The 17,664-nt window shown below is 73.9% G+C and carries 13 protein-coding genes and 1 other RNA gene; 6 read left to right on the forward strand and 8 right to left on the reverse strand.

Annotation, left to right across the window (positions count from 1 at the left end):
• Positions 1-132 precede the first annotated feature (132 nt).
• Positions 133-1,944: a septation protein SepH gene (sepH, locus tag OHA34_RS11910; protein ID WP_329521626.1), complete on the forward strand. Its 1,812-nt coding sequence runs from the start codon at positions 133-135 to the stop codon at positions 1,942-1,944.
• A 59-nt stretch (positions 1,945-2,003) separates the two neighbouring features.
• Here the strand turns inward: sepH and OHA34_RS11915 are convergent, their stop codons facing one another.
• Entirely contained in the window at positions 2,004-3,395 is a 1,392-nt protein-coding gene (locus tag OHA34_RS11915; protein ID WP_329521627.1) for a PH domain-containing protein, read from the reverse strand.
• 206 nt (positions 3,396-3,601) lie between these two features.
• Positions 3,602-4,159: a PH domain-containing protein gene (locus OHA34_RS11920; protein ID WP_329521628.1), complete on the reverse strand. Its 558-nt coding sequence runs from the start codon at positions 4,157-4,159 to the stop codon at positions 3,602-3,604.
• A gap of 352 nt (positions 4,160-4,511) precedes the next feature.
• Here OHA34_RS11920 and OHA34_RS11925 point away from each other — a divergent pair, with 352 nt between their 5' ends.
• Together OHA34_RS11925 and OHA34_RS11930 are read left to right on the forward strand one after the other, a co-directional pair.
• Positions 4,512-5,504 carry an ATP-binding cassette domain-containing protein gene (locus tag OHA34_RS11925; protein WP_329521629.1) on the forward strand — a complete coding sequence of 331 codons (993 nt, stop codon included), beginning with the start codon at positions 4,512-4,514 and terminating at the stop codon, positions 5,502-5,504.
• A complete protein-coding gene (locus tag OHA34_RS11930; RefSeq protein ID WP_285941192.1) occupies positions 5,501-6,310 on the forward strand; it encodes an ABC transporter permease in 810 nt (269 codons plus the stop codon). Before OHA34_RS11925 ends, OHA34_RS11930 begins: the two co-directional genes overlap by 4 nt.
• A gap of 151 nt (positions 6,311-6,461) precedes the next feature.
• On the opposite strand, the gene OHA34_RS11935 is transcribed toward OHA34_RS11930, so the two are convergent.
• Entirely contained in the window at positions 6,462-7,823 is a 1,362-nt protein-coding gene (locus tag OHA34_RS11935; protein WP_285941193.1) for an NAD(P)/FAD-dependent oxidoreductase, read from the reverse strand.
• Positions 7,824-8,200: 377 nt separating this feature from the next.
• Here OHA34_RS11935 and OHA34_RS11940 point away from each other — a divergent pair, with 377 nt between their 5' ends.
• From OHA34_RS11940 to OHA34_RS11950, 3 genes are all read left to right on the forward strand, one after another.
• Positions 8,201-8,773: a YbhB/YbcL family Raf kinase inhibitor-like protein gene (locus OHA34_RS11940; RefSeq protein WP_285941194.1), complete on the forward strand. Its 573-nt coding sequence runs from the start codon at positions 8,201-8,203 to the stop codon at positions 8,771-8,773.
• A gap of 262 nt (positions 8,774-9,035) precedes the next feature.
• A complete protein-coding gene (locus OHA34_RS11945) occupies positions 9,036-11,180 on the forward strand; it encodes a hypothetical protein (protein ID WP_329521630.1) in 2,145 nt (714 codons plus the stop codon).
• Between the two features lie 146 nt (positions 11,181-11,326).
• Entirely contained in the window at positions 11,327-13,597 is a 2,271-nt protein-coding gene (locus OHA34_RS11950; RefSeq protein WP_329522399.1) for a SulP family inorganic anion transporter, read from the forward strand.
• A 234-nt stretch (positions 13,598-13,831) separates the two neighbouring features.
• On the opposite strand, the gene OHA34_RS11955 is transcribed toward OHA34_RS11950, so the two are convergent.
• The 5 genes from OHA34_RS11955 to OHA34_RS11975 all read right to left on the reverse strand — a co-directional run bounded on the left by OHA34_RS11955 (position 13,832) and on the right by OHA34_RS11975 (position 17,608).
• Positions 13,832-14,104 carry a hypothetical protein gene (locus tag OHA34_RS11955; protein ID WP_329521631.1) on the reverse strand — a complete coding sequence of 91 codons (273 nt, stop codon included), beginning with the start codon at positions 14,102-14,104 and terminating at the stop codon, positions 13,832-13,834.
• Between the two features lie 258 nt (positions 14,105-14,362).
• An RNA gene (gene rnpB, locus OHA34_RS11960) (RNase P RNA component class A) lies at positions 14,363-14,757 on the reverse strand.
• Positions 14,758-14,869: 112 nt separating this feature from the next.
• Positions 14,870-15,988, reverse strand: coding sequence for a bifunctional RNase H/acid phosphatase (locus OHA34_RS11965; protein WP_285941197.1), 1,119 nt, complete (start codon positions 15,986-15,988; stop codon positions 14,870-14,872).
• A gap of 28 nt (positions 15,989-16,016) precedes the next feature.
• Positions 16,017-16,760 (reverse strand): zinc ribbon domain-containing protein, encoded by a 744-nt coding sequence (locus OHA34_RS11970; RefSeq protein ID WP_285941198.1) that lies wholly within the window; start codon positions 16,758-16,760, stop codon positions 16,017-16,019.
• A complete protein-coding gene (locus tag OHA34_RS11975) occupies positions 16,757-17,608 on the reverse strand; it encodes a Nif3-like dinuclear metal center hexameric protein (protein WP_285941199.1) in 852 nt (283 codons plus the stop codon). The genes OHA34_RS11970 and OHA34_RS11975 overlap by 4 nt, the downstream gene beginning before the upstream one ends.
• Positions 17,609-17,664 lie beyond the last annotated feature (56 nt).

A 17,664-nucleotide genomic window follows, 5' to 3' on the forward strand; every position in this document is an offset into this window, starting at 1 on the left:
GGGGGAAGGGCACGCATGCGCCCTCGGTGGGAACCGGCGGTGGGACGGCGCGAGCACGAGTGAGGCGGGCTCGCGACCCGGAGCTCCGCCCGGCACCCTCCGTGCCGTCAGGACAGGGCAGGAAGGACACGCATGCAGGAGCTGCGCCTCGTCGCGGTCAGCGAGGACGGTACGTACCTCGTCCTGGCCACCGCGGGCCGAGGCACCCGGTTCACCCTGCCCGTCGACGACCGGCTCCGCGCCGCGGTCCGTGGGCATTTCTCCCGCCTCGGCCAGTTCGAGATCGAAGTGGAGAATCCCTTGCGCCCGAAGGAGATCCAGGCTCGCATCCGGTCCGGAGAGACCGCGGAGGAGATCGCCGAGTCGGCCGGCATCCCGGTCGAACGCGTCCGGTGGTTCGAGGGACCGGTCCTGCAAGAACGCGAGTACATGGCCCAGCAGGCGCAGCGGGTGACCGTCCGCAGACCGGGCGACTCCACCCCCGGCCCGCCGCTGGGCGAGACCGTCGAGGAGCGGCTCGGCCGCGGCGGCGTCGACCTCGACGAGGTCGAGTGGGACTCCTGGAAGTGCGAGGACAGCACCTGGCGGGTGCGCCTGTCGTTCTTCGACAACGGCCGCCCGCACGCCGCCGAGTGGGTGTTCGACCCGCGCCGCCGGCACGTGTCGCCGCTCGACGAGGTCGCCGCGCGGCTGACCGCCGTCGAGTGGGACGACGACGCCCTGTCCGACACGGTGACGCCGCTGGTGCCCCGGCGGCCGGCCATGAAGGTCGTGTCGGACGTCCGCGACCTGGGCACCGGCCGTGATCCCGGCCCCGGGCGCGGCCTCCCGGGCGAGAGCGAGCCGCCCGGCGAGCGGGCGCCCGAGCCGCTGCGCGCCGCCGAGCCGCGCGAGTACGGCATCGACCGCGGCCGGGGCGGCGCCCCGTCGCGTCCCGCCTTCCCGCAGCGGGAGAGCGAGCCGCCGCGCGAGATCCCCGTCGCCCCGCCCCGCGAGCCCGCGCCGGCCTATGAGGCCCAGGCGTCCCGCGAGACACCGCGCGAGGCGCCGCCGGCCGCGCCGCCCGCGCGTCCGGTCCCGGTCCCGGCGCCCGCGCCGCTTCCGAAGGCGCCGGAGCGCGAGCCCGAGCCGCTGCGCGAGGAGCGTCCCGCGCCGGCCGCCGTGCCGCGTCCGGCCGCCGTCACCGAACCGCCCGCCGCGCCCGCCCCGGTGCGCCCCGCGCCGGTCGCGCCGCCCGAGCCGGTCGCCGAGGTCCCGGCGCCGGCGCCCGAGCCGCAGCCCGAGGCGGAGCCGGAACCCGCACCCGAATCCGCACCCGAGCCCGTCGAGCCGCCCGCCGCCGTGCTGGACGAGCCCGACGTCCACGAGGTGCCCGCGGAACCGGAGGCGCCGGAGCCCGAGGCGGTCGCCGAGATCGCCGAGGCGACCGCCGAAGGAGTCGCGGAGGAGGCCGAGCCCGCCGCGCGGGAGCAGGCGGCCGAGCCCGTCGAGGAGCCCGCGGCGGAAGCAGCGCCCGAGCCCGCTCCGGCAGCCGAGAACACCGACGTCGAGGCCGAGCCGGTGGCGGAGCCTGAACCGGTCGCCCAGGAGGCAGAGGCCCCCGACGAGCCGGAGGTCCCGAAGCGCGAGGCTGCGAAGCGGGCGCCCGCCGCCGAGGAGCGGCCCGTTCCGGAGGAGCCCGCCGCGGCCGAGGAGAAGACACCGGCGCCGAAGGAGCCCGCGCGGGCTCCGGCCAAGAAGAAGCCGAGCCGTCCCGCGATGCCCGCCGCCGAGACCGAGAAGCCGGTCAGCGCCCCGCCCGCCGCCGCAGCGGCGGCGGCCACCGCCGCAGACGCGCCCGCGGCGCCCCCGCGTCCGGCGCGTGGCCGGCGCAAGGCCAAGGCCAAGCGCGCCTCCGTCCCGTCCTGGGACGAGATCATGTTCGGGGCCCGCCGCCCCGACTGATCCGCCCGCGCGCCGCACCGGGCCCCGCCGCTCACCGCGCGGCGGGGCCCGCACCGTCCTCAGCCGGGTTCGGGCGGGGACTCGAGGAAGGGCGCCACCCAGCCGGGGGTGATCTTCGCCGCGAACGCGACGGCGTCCCCCTCGTCCATGTCGATCGCCGGGTAGCCGCCCTCGCCCGCGCCGACCGCCGCGAACAGGGTGGTGAGCCCGAGGCGCCGCTGGAAGAGGGTCTGGCGCAGCCGCCAGCCCACGACCGCGCCGTGCTCGACCACGACCTGGCGGCGGCGCAGCGACCCCGACCGCAGCGACAGCCGCGCCCCGTCGGTGACGTGCCCGAGCTGCCGGTACCGGTCCAGCCCGAGGGGGACGGCGAGCACCGCCAGGACCAGGCAGCAGTACGTCACCCACGGCTGCCCGGCCGCGAGCGCCAGCGCCCCCACGCCGAGCGGCGGCGCGACGGCCCGCAGCACCCGGCGGCCCCGGGCGGCGGGCGGGTGCCCGACCAGCGGGCCCGGCACCGCGCCGAACACCTGGGCCGCGAGTCCCTCGGCGACCCGGCGCGGCGCCGCCGGAAGCAGCCGGCCGCGATGCGCGGCGTCGCCCAGGCCGGTGACCAGGGCGCCGAGGCGCAGCACCCCCGCCCGCCGCTCGAACGGGTTGTCGGCCAGTTCCACCCCGCGGATGCGGCGCCGCTCCAGCGAGACGCTGCGGCGGGTGATCAGCCCGCGCTCGGCCACGATCGACCCGTCCCGCTCGTACACCGTGAAGGCCCAGTTGAACAGCGTGAACACGATCACCGAGGCCACCGGCATCGCCAGCAGGAACAGCACCGCCAGCCCGAACACCACGGAGGTCGGCAGGCCGACCAGGTCGTGCCCGAGGCCCGCGACCCGCTCCTGGGTGACCAGGCCGAGGTCGTCGCCCAGGTTGTACAGCGTTCCGATGAGGCTGCCCGCCAGGGCGAACGGGGTCAGCAGGTAGGCGCCGCTCAGCGGGGCGTACACGTACCAGGCGCGCCGCATCCGGGCCAGCCTCCGGCGGGGCGGCGCGGCGGGCTCCGCCGGACGGGCGCGGCTCAGCAGCACCCGGCGGAGCCGCTCGGCCTCCCGCCGGTGCACCGCGTTGAGCTCCCCCTCCCCGCCCTCCGCGCCCGCGTCGATGTGCACGACCGCCAGGCGCAGCAAGCGGTGCGGGAGGGACGCGCTGATGTCCACGCCGCGGATCCGCTCGCGCGGGATGGTCTTTACCGATCGTGCGACCAGCGCCCGCCTCAGCTCGATCCGGTCCTCGCGCACGACGTAGGTGAACGTCGCCCAGGTCGCGACGTGGAAGGCCAGCCCGATCCCGAGTCCCACCAGGGTGAAGTAGAACGCGGTGGACAGGCCCCCCACGACCAGCCCCGCGGCGCCCGCGGCGAGCAGCGCGATCAGCTCCCGCGCCGCACCGACCACGAAGGTCAGCGGATGCAGCCGCAGCCCGTCCGCCCCCGCCTCGTCCGGCGGCGGAACCGGCGGCGGGAGCGGGCCCCCGGGCCGGAGCGGAGCCGACGGCGTGGGCGGAGCAGAGGACGGGAGTGGAGTCGGAGGCGGAGCCGGTGTGCCGGGGCGCGGGGGCGGCGTTCCGGGCGGTTCTTCGGGCGGATGCCCGTCCCGTACGCTCACGTCGCGTCGTCGCGCAGGTCGTGGGCACGGTGGGCGAGCTCGCCCGCCAGCGCGGTGGCGACGCCGACCGGGAGGCCGGAGACCTCGGACGAGCCGGTGTGCGAGGCGGTGTTGACCTCGATCGTGGCCAGGCCCAGCATCCGTTCGATCCAGCCCTGCTCGGTGTCGACGGTCTGGATGCGGCTCACCGGCACCAGCAGCCACTCGCGGCTGAACCAGCCGGTGCGAGTGTAGACGACGTCGGCGCTGACCTCCCAGCGGTGCACGCGGTAGCGCCAGACCGGCGCCACGGTCACCATGACCAGCCCGGCGGCGCCGACCGCGACCGGGACCCACCAGACGTGGCCCGACAGCCAGCCCGGCAGGCCGCTCCAGCCGGAGTCGGCGATCCAGGCGGCGACGCCCCAGGACAGGCCGAACGCCAGGCCCCAGAGCAGCAGGTATTCGATCATCCAGTGCGCGATCGCGCGGGGCGACACCCGGTTCGCGGGCGGCCGCAATCGCGGCGGGTGCGGCCTCCCGCCGTCGCGTTGGTGGCGCCGCACCGCCGTCACGTCCATGAGTCTAGATCCCCGGCGGCCTCCCCCGGTGGCCGCCGGGTGTCCGCGGCGCCCTGGACACCACGAGAAAGGAGAAGTATCAACGAAATTGCCCTGATTTTGCCCCCAGGGCCGCCCGGCGTGTCCCGGACCACCCCATCATGGAGGCCGTCCGCCGAGGTCACACGGGAGATGTCAGCGTTCTGTCAGACCCTTGTGCGAACTTGGACGGATCGGCCTCACGCTGCCGGCGTCCTGTCGGCGGCAGCGGATAAACCAGATGCGCGCCCACCCGGACGGCGCCTAGTTTGGCAGGCCCTTGCGGCGGAACCGCGAGACGTCCGGCAGAAGAGTCCTAGGAGATCACATGACCCACGCCATCCAGGCCGAAGGCCTGGTGAAGCGCTTCGGTGAGACCCAGGCGCTGGCCGGCGTCTCGCTCACCGCCCAGGCGGGCACCGTACTCGGCGTGCTCGGCCCCAACGGGGCCGGCAAGACCACGATGACGCGCATCCTGGCCACGCTCATCCAGCCGACCGAGGGCCGCGCCGAGGTCGGCGGGTTCGACGTGGTGAAGGAGGCGCACCAGGTCCGGCAGCTCATCGGGCTCACCGGCCAGTACGCCGGCGTCGACGAGATGCTCACCGGCACCGAGAACCTGGTGCTCATCGGCCGGCTGCTCGGGCTGCCCCGCCGCGCCGCCAAGGCCCGCGCGGCCGAGCTGCTCGAACGCTTCCAGCTCACCGAGGCGGCCGAGCGCGCCGCCAAGACCTACTCCGGCGGCATGCGCCGGCGGCTCGACCTGGCCGCGAGCCTGGTCGGGCAGCCCCAGTTCCTGTTCCTCGACGAGCCCACCACCGGGCTCGACCCGCGCAGCCGCAACGGCCTGTGGGACATCGTCCGCGGCCTGACCGACGACGGCGTCACCGTGCTACTCACCACGCAGTACCTGGAGGAGGCCGACCGGCTCGCCGACGACATCATCGTCATCGACCGCGGCCAGGTCATCGCGCACGGCACCTCCGACCAGCTCAAGGCGCAGGTCGGCGGGCAGATCCTGGAGGTCAGCCCGGTCGACCAGGCCGACAGCGGCACCGTCGCGCGGGTCGTGCAGGACCTGGCCGAGGCCGTCCCGGAGGTCCGCGACGGCCTGGTGGCGGCGCCGATCACCGATCCGGCCATCATGACCGCCGTGGTCCGCGCCCTCGACGACGCGGGCGTCGCCGTGGGCGAGCTGTCGCTGCGCAAGTCCAGCCTGGACGAGGTCTTCTTCGCCCTCACCGGGCACCACACCGACGACATCGACGCCGAGGCCGACCAGCTCGCCAAGGCCACCGACAAGGAAGGGGCCTCGGCATGACCACCACCGCCCTCGCGCCGCCGAACCTGACCAAACGGGTCTCCCCCGCCGTGGCCTCGCGCAACATCCTGACGCTGGCCTGGCGCAACCTGGTGCAGATCAAGCACAACCCGATGGAACTGCTCGACCTGTCCATCCAGCCCATCATGTTCGTGCTGCTGTTCGCGTACGTGTTCGGGCCGGCGATGAAGGGCAGTGTCGAGGCCTACCTGCCCATCGTCATCCCGGGCATCATCGCGCAGAACGCCCTGTTCGCCGGGATGAGCACCGGGTTCGGCCTCAACTCCGACATCACCAAGGGGGTGTTCGACCGGTTCCGCAGCCTCCCGATCGCGCGCAGCGCGCCGCTGATCGGGCGGATCATCGCCGACACCGCCAAGCAGGCGTGGTCGATGGTCATCCTGCTGATCGTGGGCTTCGCGATCGGGTTCCGGGTCGAGACCAACGTGTTCGCGGTGCTGCTCTCGTTCGTCCTGCTGCTGACGTTCGCGGTGCTGTTCTCGTGGACCTCGGTCTACATCGCGATGAAGGTCAGCGAGCCGGAGAAGGTGCAGATCTTCGGCTTCGTGGTGATCTTCCCGCTGAGCTTCCTGAGCACCGCGTTCATCCAGAACACCCGGGGCATCCCCGGCTGGCTCGCCTGGATCATGGACAACAGCCCGGTGACCCAGCTCGTCGAGGCGATGCGCGGCCTGCTGGTCGGCGGGCCGGTGCTCGACCACGCCCTGATCGCGCTGGCGTGGGGGCTGGGCATCTCCCTGATCTTCGCCCCGCTCTCCCTCCGCGCGTTCAAGCAGCGCGCCTGACCGTCCCCGATTCCGGCGCCCCGTCCTCCTGCCGGGCCCGTCGATTCTCCCCAATCCCGCCAGAAAGCCTGACGCCCCGACGATCGCGGGGATCGCCGGGGCGTCAGGGGCGCACCGGGCCGGGAACCGGCCGGAGCCGTTCGGACGGGCCTCAGACGGCCCGTTCCTTCGGCTTGGCGTCGTCGAGCGCGGCGAGCTCGAAGTCGGCGCGCGGCTGCTCGACGGTGGCGAGCGAGACGGTCTCGCGCTTGAGGAACAGCGCGAGGGTCCAGTCGGCCAGCACCCGGGCCTTGCGGTTGAAGGTCGGCACCTTCGCCCCGTGGTAGCTGCGGTGCATGAACCACGCGGGCCAGCCCTTGACCTTGAACCCGTAGGTCTGGGCGACGCCCTTGTGCAGCCCGAGGCCGGCGACGGCGCCCACGTTGCCGTGCACGTACGGCTTGAGCGACTTGCCCCGCAGCGAGCGGACGATGTTGTCGGCGAGCACCTTGGACTGCCGCACCGCGTGCTGGGCGTTCGGCGGGCAGAACATGCCCTCCTGGGTCAGGTCGGGGATCGCGGCGTTGTCGCCGGCGGTGAACGCCCGGACCAGGCCCTCGATGGTGAGGTACTCGGTGCCCTTCACCCGGCCCCGCTCGTCGAGCGGCAGGTCGCCGTGCCGGACGACCGGCGACGGCTTCACCCCGGCGTTCCAGACCAGCGTGCCGGCCTCGAAGGAGCTGCCGTCGGAGAGCTCGATCACCCCGTCCACCGCGGACTGGAGGAAGGTCTTCATCTTGACCGCGATGCCGCGCCCGCGGAGCTGCTCGGCGGTCCACTTGCCCATGTCGGGACCGACCTCGGGCAGGATCCGGTCGGCCGCCTCGACCAGCGTGAAGCGCAGGTCCTGCGGCGTGACCTTGCGCATGTAGCGGGTGGCGTCGCGGGTCATGTCCTCCAGCTCGGCGACCGCCTCCACCCCGGCGAACCCGCCGCCGACGAACACGAAGGTCAGCGCCTTGCGGCGAACCTCCTCATCGTTGGTGGACTCGGCGATCTCCAACTGCTCCAGGATGTGGTTGCGCAGGTGGATGGCCTCGCCGACGGTCTTGAGGCTGATCCCGTTCTCGGCCAGGCCGGGGATCGGCAGGATGCGCGGCACCGCGCCGGCCGCCATCACCAGGTAGTCGTAGGAGATCCGCTCGGGCGGGCCGGCCAGTGGCTGGAGGATCGCCCAGCCCTCCTCGTGCTTCAGCTCGGTCACGCGGGCCTTGCGCACGGTGCACCTCGGCAGCACCCGGCGCAGCGGCACCACGACATGCCGCGGGGAGATGTTCCCGGCGGCGGCCTCGGGGAGGAACGGCTGGTACGTCATGTACGAGTTGGGATCAACAATGGTGATCTTGACCTCACCGCGCTTGAGCTCGCGTCGGAGCTTCTTTTGCAGGCGCAGTGCGGTGTACATGCCCACATAGCCGCCACCCACGATGAGGATGTGGGGAGCGCCTGGGGTCCCCTCGGCGGTCCTGGCCATTGCGGCCTCCTAGGTCACGGTCGGCTTGTGAAGACATTCACAATCTACCGGATGGAGCACGCGAACACCAAGAGACAGCCAGGAAAGAACCTTCAATCTTTCCATTTGGGGAAACTGGACCGTTACCAGACCTGTGAACTTCACCACTCCTTCATAATTTTTCGGACACGACAGGACGAAGGTCACACGACACGTACCCCCGCGGCGTCCCTCCGGCGCGGTGCCATCTCAGGGCGGGAAAGGCCCGTTCCACCCTCATCGAACCTCTAAGGTTGGGGCCGACGAGGAAGGGGGCGCCGCCGACGAGGTGTGCGCGACGCCGAGATGAGGGGGAACCGGCGGTGCGCGGCGTACCATCTCGCCTGGGAGCGTTAACGATGATGAGCAGAGACCGGCGTCCGACCCTGGCCGTGCCGGCCGCGCTGGGCGCCTTCGCGCTCACCGCCGCGCTGAGCGGATGCGGGGTGATCGGACAGCCGCAGAACAAGAGCGCCGAACTGTCGGAGTGGTTCACCGTGACCAGCCCGGTCTTCCGCGATGGCAGAGACCTGCCCACGCGGTACGGCTGCGCGAGCGGGCAGGGCAGGACCCCACCGCTGCGGTGGTCGGGGGCCGCCCCCCGTTCGTTCGCGATCGTGATGGACGACCCGGACGCCGAGAACGGCGCCTACGTCCACTGGGTGATCGCGGGCATCGACGGGACCACGCACGAACTCGTCGAGGGCGCCCGGCTGCCCAATACCGTCGAGGGTCTCAGCACGGGCAAGAAGGTGGGTTACACGCCGCCGTGCCCGCCCAAGGGAGAACGGCACCGGTACCGATTCACCATCTACGCACTGGACGACCCGGCGCCGTTCAAGAGCGGCGCCACGCTGAAGGAATCGCTCGGCGCGATCGCCAAGCACACGGTGGGCCGGGGACGGATCACCGGGAACTTCGGCAGCAAGTAGGCGCGTTGACCCTGGGGCCTGTGAGCGCCGAGTCAGGGCGGACCCCTCGGGGGGCTGGAGCTGACTGGGGCGCGGAGGTCGGCCGGATTGGCCGATCGGCGCGCGCCGTGTGAGGGTAAATGTGCGCGAAAGGTGTGACAACGGTCATAGCGGTCGGTCAGAATCGGACTAGGCCCGCTGGGAACCGATCGCTGGCGATAGACGGGACGAACCCGCGGTCCGCGCCGGCGACTCTCGCCGGGTCAAGGCATTGGGTGGTGGCATGACTTCTTACATCGTGGTCTTCGGCCTGATCGTGGTCGTGGTCCTGGTGGTCGTCCTGGTGGCCTTGGGCTTGCGGGCCAGCCGGGCGGGCCGGGACGACGACGACTGGATGGACGACGAGCAGCCGCAGCCGCAGTCGCGCGGCCGCCGCGCGGCGCCGCCGCCGGACGAGATGGGGCCGATCGCCCCCGACGACGGCTACGACGACGGCTACGAGGACGCGGCCTACGGGCCGGGAGCCGCCGACCCCGGCTACGACCGCCGCGTCGCCGGCGGGCCGCTGGCCGCGCCGACGGCCGCCCCGGCGCAGGCGCCTGCCCCGGCCGCGGCGCCGCCGCCTCCCGCCCCCAGTGGCCACGGCTCCGACGAGATGGAAGACGACGACTACTGGGCGACCATCACCTTCGACAAGCCCAAGTTCCCCTGGCAGCACGACGGCCAGCAGGAGCGTCCCGACGGTGAGATGGCCGGGGACCCACTGGCCGCGCAGGCCGCCGAGCAGCAGGCGCCGCCCGCGGCCGTCGAGCCGCCCGGCCTGACGCAGCCCGTCCCGATGGGCGCCGACCTGAACGCCCTCGCCGGCCTGGGCGGACCCGGCACGACCGGGCCCGGCGGGCCCGGCGGCATGGGCTCGACCGGATCGCAGCCGGCCGGTTCCGCCCCGGGCTCGTTCCAGTCCGGCCCGTACAGCGGTGATCCCGGCGCGACCGCGAACGACGGCTTCCCCACCGACATCGGCGCCAACGCCGGGCACCCCGGCGGCGGGCAGACGTCCCCGTTCGGCGTCCCCGCCGGGCACGGCGGCCACGGTGCGATGCCCGACCAGCCGGTCTACGGCGGCCAGGAGCAGCAGCCCGCCTACGGCGCGGCCGAGTCGCAGCAGCCGTTCGGCTCGGCCGACCAGTCCCCGTTCGGCGTGCCCGACCAGCAGCCGTCCTACGGCGGCGGTCCGGCCGACCAGACGTCCTACCTCGGCGGCGACCAGTCCGGCTACGGCGGCGACCAGTCCCCGTACGGGTCTCCCGAGCAGCCTTCGTACGGGGCCCCTGAGCCCTCGTACGGCAGCTCCCCCGAGCCCTCGTACGGCAGTGCCCCCGAATCGTCCTATGGTGCCCCTGAGCAGCCCTCGTACGGCGACTACGGCTCCGGCGACCCGCTCGGCGGCCGTCCCGCCGCGGGCCCGCCGCCCGGACGGCAGGACGGCTACGACATGCCGCTGTCCCCGCCCGCGCCGCCGGCCCCTCCGGCTCCGCCCGCGCCCCCGGTGTCCGACCCGCGCGCGTCCGACCCGCTCGGCCTGCCGCTCGGCCGTCCCGAAGAGCCGGCCGCCCGCGGCTACCCCGACGCGGGCGCCCCGGGGATGCCCGCGCAGGGCGGCGGCTCACCGGCCGACACCGACCCCCACAAGCTGCCCACCGTCGACGAACTGCTCCAGCGCATCCAGACCGACCGCCAGCGCACGACGGGCCCCGCCGATTCCGGCGGGTCCTACGGCGGCGACCCGCTGGGCGACCCGCTCAGCAGCGGTTCGTTCGGCACCGGGTCGGCGAGCGGGTCCGGCACCGGCCCCTGGTCGCCGCCGCCGTCGTCCGGGCCGGGCTACGACTCCGATCCCGCCGGCTCGGCCGGCGGCCTGGGCGGCATCGGCGGGACGGGCGGCTACAGCACGCCCGGCCAGGGCTCGCAGACCGACGGCTACCCGACCGCGCCCGCCTACGGCGAGTCCTCGCGGTACGAGGACCCGCTGGGCGGCGGCGGCCGTGACTCCTACGGCTCGTTCGGCGGCGAGCCCGGCCCCGGCGGCGGGATGAGCCCGCCCCCGGCCGGCGAGCCCGGCCGCTACGGCGACTTCAGCGGCAGCAGCTACAACGGCGGCGGCGGCGACCCGCTGGGCGCGCCGCACGACCCGGGCGCGGGCCAGGGCGGTCCGGGCGGCACCGGGGCGCCGGGCGGCTACAGCGACCCCAACGCCACCCAGGCGTACGGCAGCGGCTACCTCAACCAGCAGCAGGGCGGCTACCCGGGCGCCCCGGCACCCGGCGGCGACACCGGGACGGGCCCGTACGGCACGTCCCGTCCGGGCTCCGACCCGCGCCGCCAGCCGCCCGACGACTGGGAGAACCACCGCGACTACCGGCGCTGACCGCGCCACCACCACCCCCGGAGCGGGGCCGCCGGACACCGGCGGCCCCGCTCCGTCGTTCCCGCACCGCCTTCGATCCGCGCGGACGCCTCACAGCACCGGCAAATCATGGTTATATACACTAGGTGACTTCAAAGCCACTCAACGTGTTCGCTTTGCGGCGAGATCTCCTCGCCTCGTTCGTCGTGTTCCTCGTCGCGATCCCCCTCTCCCTCGGCATCGCGGTGGCCTCCGGGGCGCCCATCGCCGCCGGACTGATCGCCGCGATCGTCGGCGGCGTCGTCGCCGGACTGCTCGGCGGCTCCCCGCTCCAGGTGAGCGGTCCGGCCGCCGGGCTCACCGTCATCGTGGCCGACCTGATCCAGACCTACGGCTGGCGGGCGACCTGCACGATCACCCTGCTCGGCGGGCTGCTCCAGCTCGGGCTCGGGGCGTGCCGGGTGGCCCGCACGGCGCTGGCGGTGTCGCCCGCCGTCGTGCACGGGATGCTGGCCGGGGTGGGCGTCGTCCTCGTCCTCGCCCAGGTGCACGTGGTGCTCGGCGGCACCTCACGCCAGTCGGCGCTGCACAACCTGCAAGAGCTCCCCCGGCAGCTCGTCCACCCGCGTCCCCACCCGGCCCTGCTCGGTCTGCTGACCATCGCCGTGCTGGTGGCGTGGGCGCGGATGCCGCGGCCCGAGCGCGGGCCCGGCGCGGTGCTGCGCTGGATCCCGGGCCCGCTGCCCGCCATCGCCCTGGCGACCCTGACCGCCTGGGCGCTCGACTGGCACGCCCCGCGGGTCGACCTGCCGAGCTCGCTGCTGTCCGGCTGGCGGGCCCCGGTGCTGCCGGACGGCCCCCTGCCCGGCATCGTCGGCGCGGTGGTGTCGGTCGGGCTGGTCGCCGCGGTCGAGTCCCTGCTGTGCAGCGTGGCGATCGACCGGGCCAGGCCCGAGGGCGTCCCGCGCGCCGACCTCGACCGCGAGCTTCTCGGCCAGGGCGCGGCCAACGCCGCGTCCGGGCTGCTGGGCGGGCTGCCGATCGCGGGCGTGATCGTGCGCAGCACGGCCAACCTGGAGGCGGGCGCCCGGACCCGGGCCTCCACGGTGCTGCACGGCGTCTGGGTGCTGGTGCTGGCGCTGTCCTGCGGCCCGGTCATCGAGCAGGTGCCGCTGGCGGCGCTGGCGGCGCTGCTCGTCCTGCTCGGCGCGAAGATGATCGACACCGCCCGGGTCCGTGACCTGCGTCACCACCGCGAGGCGCCGGCCTACTTCGCCACCCTCGGCGGCGTCGTCGCGCTCGGGCTCGGCGAGGGGGTGCTGCTCGGCATCGGGGTGATGGCGGTGATGGCGCTGCGCCGGCTGACCCGGCTCTCGGTCCGGGTCGAGCGGTTCGACCCCGGGCCGGACGCGAGCGCCCTCCCGGCCCGCTGGCACGTGGTCGTGGAGGGCACGCTGACCTTCCTCGGCGTCCCGAAGGTGACCCGGGTCCTCCAGCGGATCCCGGCGGGCACCGGCGTCGACCTGGACCTGAACGTGGACTTCATGGACAACGCGGCGTTCGACGCAATCCATCAGTGGCGGCTCGCCCACGAACGCCAAGGGGGGAGGGTCGACATCGATGAGGTTCACGAGACTTGGTATGAAAGAGCTGTGACAGGCGATATGTCTCCGCCGCGCAAGTCGCCCCCGCAGGCTCGCTGGTGGGCACCTTGGGCGAACCGGCGGCGCAGGAACGAGACGACCACCGAACTCGACACTCCGGAGGTGTCACCGAGCGCTCTGCTGCTCGCCGGCGTCCGCGAGTACCACGGCCGCACCGCGCGGCTGGTCCGGCCGATCATGGCCGAGCTGGCGTTCGAGCAGAAGCCCGAGCATCTGTTCATCACCTGCGTCGACTCGCGCGTGGTGCCCAACATCATCACCGCGAGCGGCCCCGGCGACCTGTTCATCAACCGCAACGTGGGCAACCTCGTGCCGCGGCACGGTTCGCGCATGTCCGACGATTCGGTCGCCGCGACCGTGGAGTACGCGACCAGGGTGCTCGGCATCCGCACCATCACCGTGTGCGGCCACTCCAACTGCGGAGCCATGGCGGCGCTGCTGGCGGGCGGCACCGAGATCGAGCACCTGACCTCGCTGTCGCGCTGGCTCAAGCACGGCAACCACAGCCTGGCCCGCTTCCTGGCCGCCGAGCAGGTGCCGGACGAGTCGCCGCTGGCCCGGCTCTGCCAGGTCAACGTGATGCAGCAGCTCGACAACCTGCTCACCTACCCCTGGATCCGGGACCGGGTCGACGCGGGCGAGCTGGAGCTGGTCGGCCTCTACCTCGATCTGGAGTCCGCCCAGGTGCAGATCCTGGACCGTCCGGCCGGCGTCTTCGTCGCCGTCCCGGACGAGACGCCCGAGGAATCGCGCGGCGCCCGCGCCCGCGGCTAGGGCCTGTCTCAGAGTGCCTCGGCCGTCGCGCGAGCGCGTTACCTGGCCGGTGGGGCGAAGCCGGAGGCGAGCCCCACCGGCCAGATCGCGGAGCGATGTCGCGCTCGCCCAAGCCAGGTCGGTGTCCGAGCCGCCAGGCGAGAACGCCGGGCCGGGCCTTAAAACACGGCCTAGCCCGGACGGCACCGGAAAGGGTCATGGGCCGCCCCCCAACAGGCGGCCCATGACCTTCGATCAGCGGCCGACCAGCTGGTCGCCGCCCCGTTGCGTGCGGTCACCGGTGCCCGGCGTCCCGCCGATGCCCCGCATTCGGTCGTCGGTGTCCGGCGTCTGCTGGAGGTCGGTCCCGCGAATGTACATTCCGGTCAGCCGGCGCGCCCGCCGCGCGCTCCGGCTGGAAGCGGGCAGGAAAAGCGAGTCCGTCCGGCTCGATCGCGCGAAGTCCGCGAGGTAGACGAGTCCCGCCACCCCGACCAGCGCGAACATCCCGATCATGATGATGAGCACTTTGGCGCTCCTCTCTGCGGAACACGTACCGGGTGTCCCGCCGCCACCGCCGATCCCCCAAGGCGATCAGCTGTATCTATGACGTTATGCGCGCCGTTTTCGATCCTTTGTGTCGTGTGACCCGAAGCAGCCGAGTTCTAGGCCCCCATCCGGATCGGCCGGGACGGGGGCGAGGGGCTGTTCGCGGCGGCTCAGGCAGAACCACGGCCGAACACAGCCGGATCATGAAAGCTCCCCCGCAGGTGGGAGGAGTTGGGGCGGACGAGTCGGCCTGTAAGCCGGGTTCTGTCTCCCGCCGCGCGAGGCGGCGGGTGGCGGTCATCCATCTCGGGGCGCCGTTGCCGGCGCCCTCCAGCGGTCTACCCGCAGGCTCGGGCGGGCCGCCCTCGAACGCCTGCGCGGACGACTGCCGCCGTCCTTCTTGACCTTGCTCCGGGTGGGGTTTACCTAGCCGCCCACGTCACCGTGGGCGCTGGTGAGCTCTTACCTCACCGTTTCACCCTTACCACCGGCGGACCGGTGGCGGTCTGCTTTCTGTGGCACTGTCCCGCGGGTCACCCCGGGTCGGCGTTACCGACCACCCTGCCCTGTGGAGCCCGGACTTTCCTCGGCGAGGACCGTGAGGCCCCCGACGCGACCGCCCGGCCGGCTCGTCCGCCGTGGGGGAGATTCTACCGGGTCACGGGAGGCGGACGAGTAGCGCGGGCGGCCGGGGGGACGGTCGCGGGCGACCCCGGGGGAAACGGCGGGGACGGCCGGATCCGGTCAGCGGGCCAGGTGGTGGGTGTCGTTGAACGCGCGCAGGGACGCCGGGCCGTCGTCATACCAGTGCACCGACGACAGCGCCGCCACGTCGAGCTGCATCCGGTACAGGGACGCCATCGGGGCGCCGAGGGCGGCCACGACCAACAGCTTGATCGGCGTCACGTGCGAGACGACCAGCACCCGGCGGTGCCGGTGCCGGACCTTGAGCTTGTCGAGGGCGGTGCCGACCCGCCGCGCGACCTGGGTGAAGCTCTCGCCGCCGGGCGGCGGGACGTCCGGGTCGGCCAGCCACGCCTTCAGCTCGGCGGGCCACCGCTCGCCGGCCTCGGCGAACGTCAGGCCCTCCCAGTCGCCGAAGTCGGTCTCGCGGAAACCGTCCTCGATCCGGACCTCCACCCCGGTGACCTCGGCGACCTCGGCGGCGGTGGCGCGGCAGCGGGCGAGCGGCGAGGACACGATCGCCTCGACGCCCCGGTCCTTGAGGGCCAGCGCGGCGGCGCGGGCCTGGGCGCGGCCGGTGTCGGTGAGCGGGTGGTCGCCGATGCCCGCGAAGCGCTTCTCGGCCGACAGCGGCGTCTCGCCGTGCCGTAGGAGAAGCGTGACCGTCGGGGCGGTGGCCGCGCCCGACCATGCAGGCGCGGCGGCGGGCGCCGGGACGGTGTCGTGCTCGGGGGGCTCATCGATGGTGCGGACCCAGTGCTCGCCCCGGGCCGCGGCGTCCATGGCCTCGTTGGCGAGCCGGTCGGCGTGCGCGTTGCGGTTGCGCGGGATCCAGCCGTACACCACCGAGCCGAGCCCGGACGCGGCCTCCCGCGCCTCCAGCGCGAGCGGGATCATGTCCGGGTGCTTGATCTTCCAGCGGCCCGACATCTGCTCCACGACCAGCTTGGAGTCCATCCGCACCTCGACCCGGGCGGACGGGTCGAGCGCGGCGGCGGCGCGCAGCCCCGCGATCAGGCCGCGGTACTCGGCGACGTTGTTGGTGGCGTGCCCGATCGACTCGGCGACCTCGGCCAGCAGCTCGCCGGTCGGCGCGTCGCGGACCAGCGCCCCGTACCCGGCCGGACCCGGGTTGCCCCGGGACCCGCCGTCGGCCTCGACGACCAGCGTGCGGCTCATCGGCTCGTCCCGCTCACCCGCGCGGCCCTCAGAGCCCGGACTCGGGGGTGCGGACCAGGATCCGGCGGCACTCCTCGCAGCGGACGACCTCGTCCTGCGCGGCGGCGCGGATCCGGTTGAGGTCGACGGTGTTGAGCGCGAGGTGGCAGCCCTGGCAGGCGCCCCGGTAGAGCTTGGCCGCGCCGACCCCGCCGAACTGGTCGCGCAGCTTCTCGTACAGGCCGAGCAGGTCGTCCGGGACGTCCTTGGCGACCGCGGCGCGCGCGGAGCCGGTCGTCCCGGCCTCGTCGTCGATCTCGCGCTGGGCGGTGTCGCGGCGCTCGGTGAGCGCGGCCAGGTCCCGCTGGGCGGCGGCCTGGTCGGCGCGCAGCGAGCCGACCCGGCCCTCCAGCTCCTCCCGGCGCTCCATGATCTCCAGGACGACCTCCTCCAGGTCGGACTGGCGGCGGGTCAGCGACTCGATCTCGGCCTGGAGGCCGCTGAGGTCCTTGGCCGAGGTGACCTGGCCGGAGTCGAGCCGCTGCTGGTCGCGTTCCGCGCGGGCCCGGACCTGGTCGACGTCCTGTTCGGCCTTGCGCTGCTCGCGGTCGAGGTCGCCGACCTCGGTCTCGGCGCCCACGATCGCGTCGCGCAGCTCGGTCAGGCTGCCGCCGAGCCGGTCGATCTCGGCGAGCTCGGCGAGCGTCCGGCGGCGGTGCGCCAGCCGGTCGAGTGAGCTGTCGAGCTCTTGCAGGTCGATCAGGCGCAGCTGGGCTTGTGGTGCGGCTTTCACTTCACTCCTTCGTCGTGCAGGCTCCACGCGTCGGTGCCGAGCGTAGACACCCTGGTTTCCAACTTGCCCGCTCCGTGCCGCCCGGCGGCGACGGCGTCGCCCGCTCCGGCGAGGGCGGTGAGGCGCCGTTCCGCGTCCGCCAGCCAGGGCCATTCGGTCGCCCAGTGCGCGGCGTCGACCAGCGCGGGCCCCCCGTGCTCGGCGAACTCCGAGGCGGGGTGGTGGCGCAGGTCGGCGGTGAGGTAGACGTCGACGCCGGCGGCGCGCGCGGTGCCGAGCAGCGAGTCGCCCGCGCCGCCGCAGACCGCGACGGTGCCGACCGTGCGGCCGGGGTCGCCGGACGCCCGGACGCCCGCGGCGGTGGCCGGCAGCCCGGCCGCGACGCGGGCGGTGAAATCGCGCAGCGTCAGCGGCTCGGCCAGCTCGCCGATCCGGCCGAGGCCGCGGCGCGGGTCCTCGGCCGACGGGACCATCGGGCGCAACGGGCCGACCAGGCCCACGGCCCGCGCCAGCGCGTCGGACACGCCCGGGTCGGCGACGTCGGCGTTGGTGTGCGCGGTGTAGAGGGCGACGCCATTTCTGATCATGCGGTGCACGAGCCGGCCCTTGGGATCGGTCGCGGGAACGCCGTGCACCGGGCGCAGCAGCAGCGGGTGGTGGGTCACCACCAGGTCCGCGCCCCACTCCAGCGCCTCGTCGAGAACGGCCGTCACCGGGTCGACCGCGAACAGCACCCGGGCGACCTCCTGGCCGGGATCGCCGCAGACCAGGCCGACGGCGTCCCACGACTCGGCCCACGCCGGCGGGTAGAGCTCTTCGAGAGCCGTGATGACATGGGATAGACGCACGTCCCGCAGGCTACAGCCCCGGGGCGCTCCAGCCGAGCCACCGCCGAACACCGCCC

Origin of the sequence: Spirillospora sp. NBC_01491 (genome assembly GCF_036227065.1) — a bacterium.
GTDB lineage: Bacteria > Actinomycetota > Actinomycetes > Streptosporangiales > Streptosporangiaceae > Spirillospora > Spirillospora xylanilytica.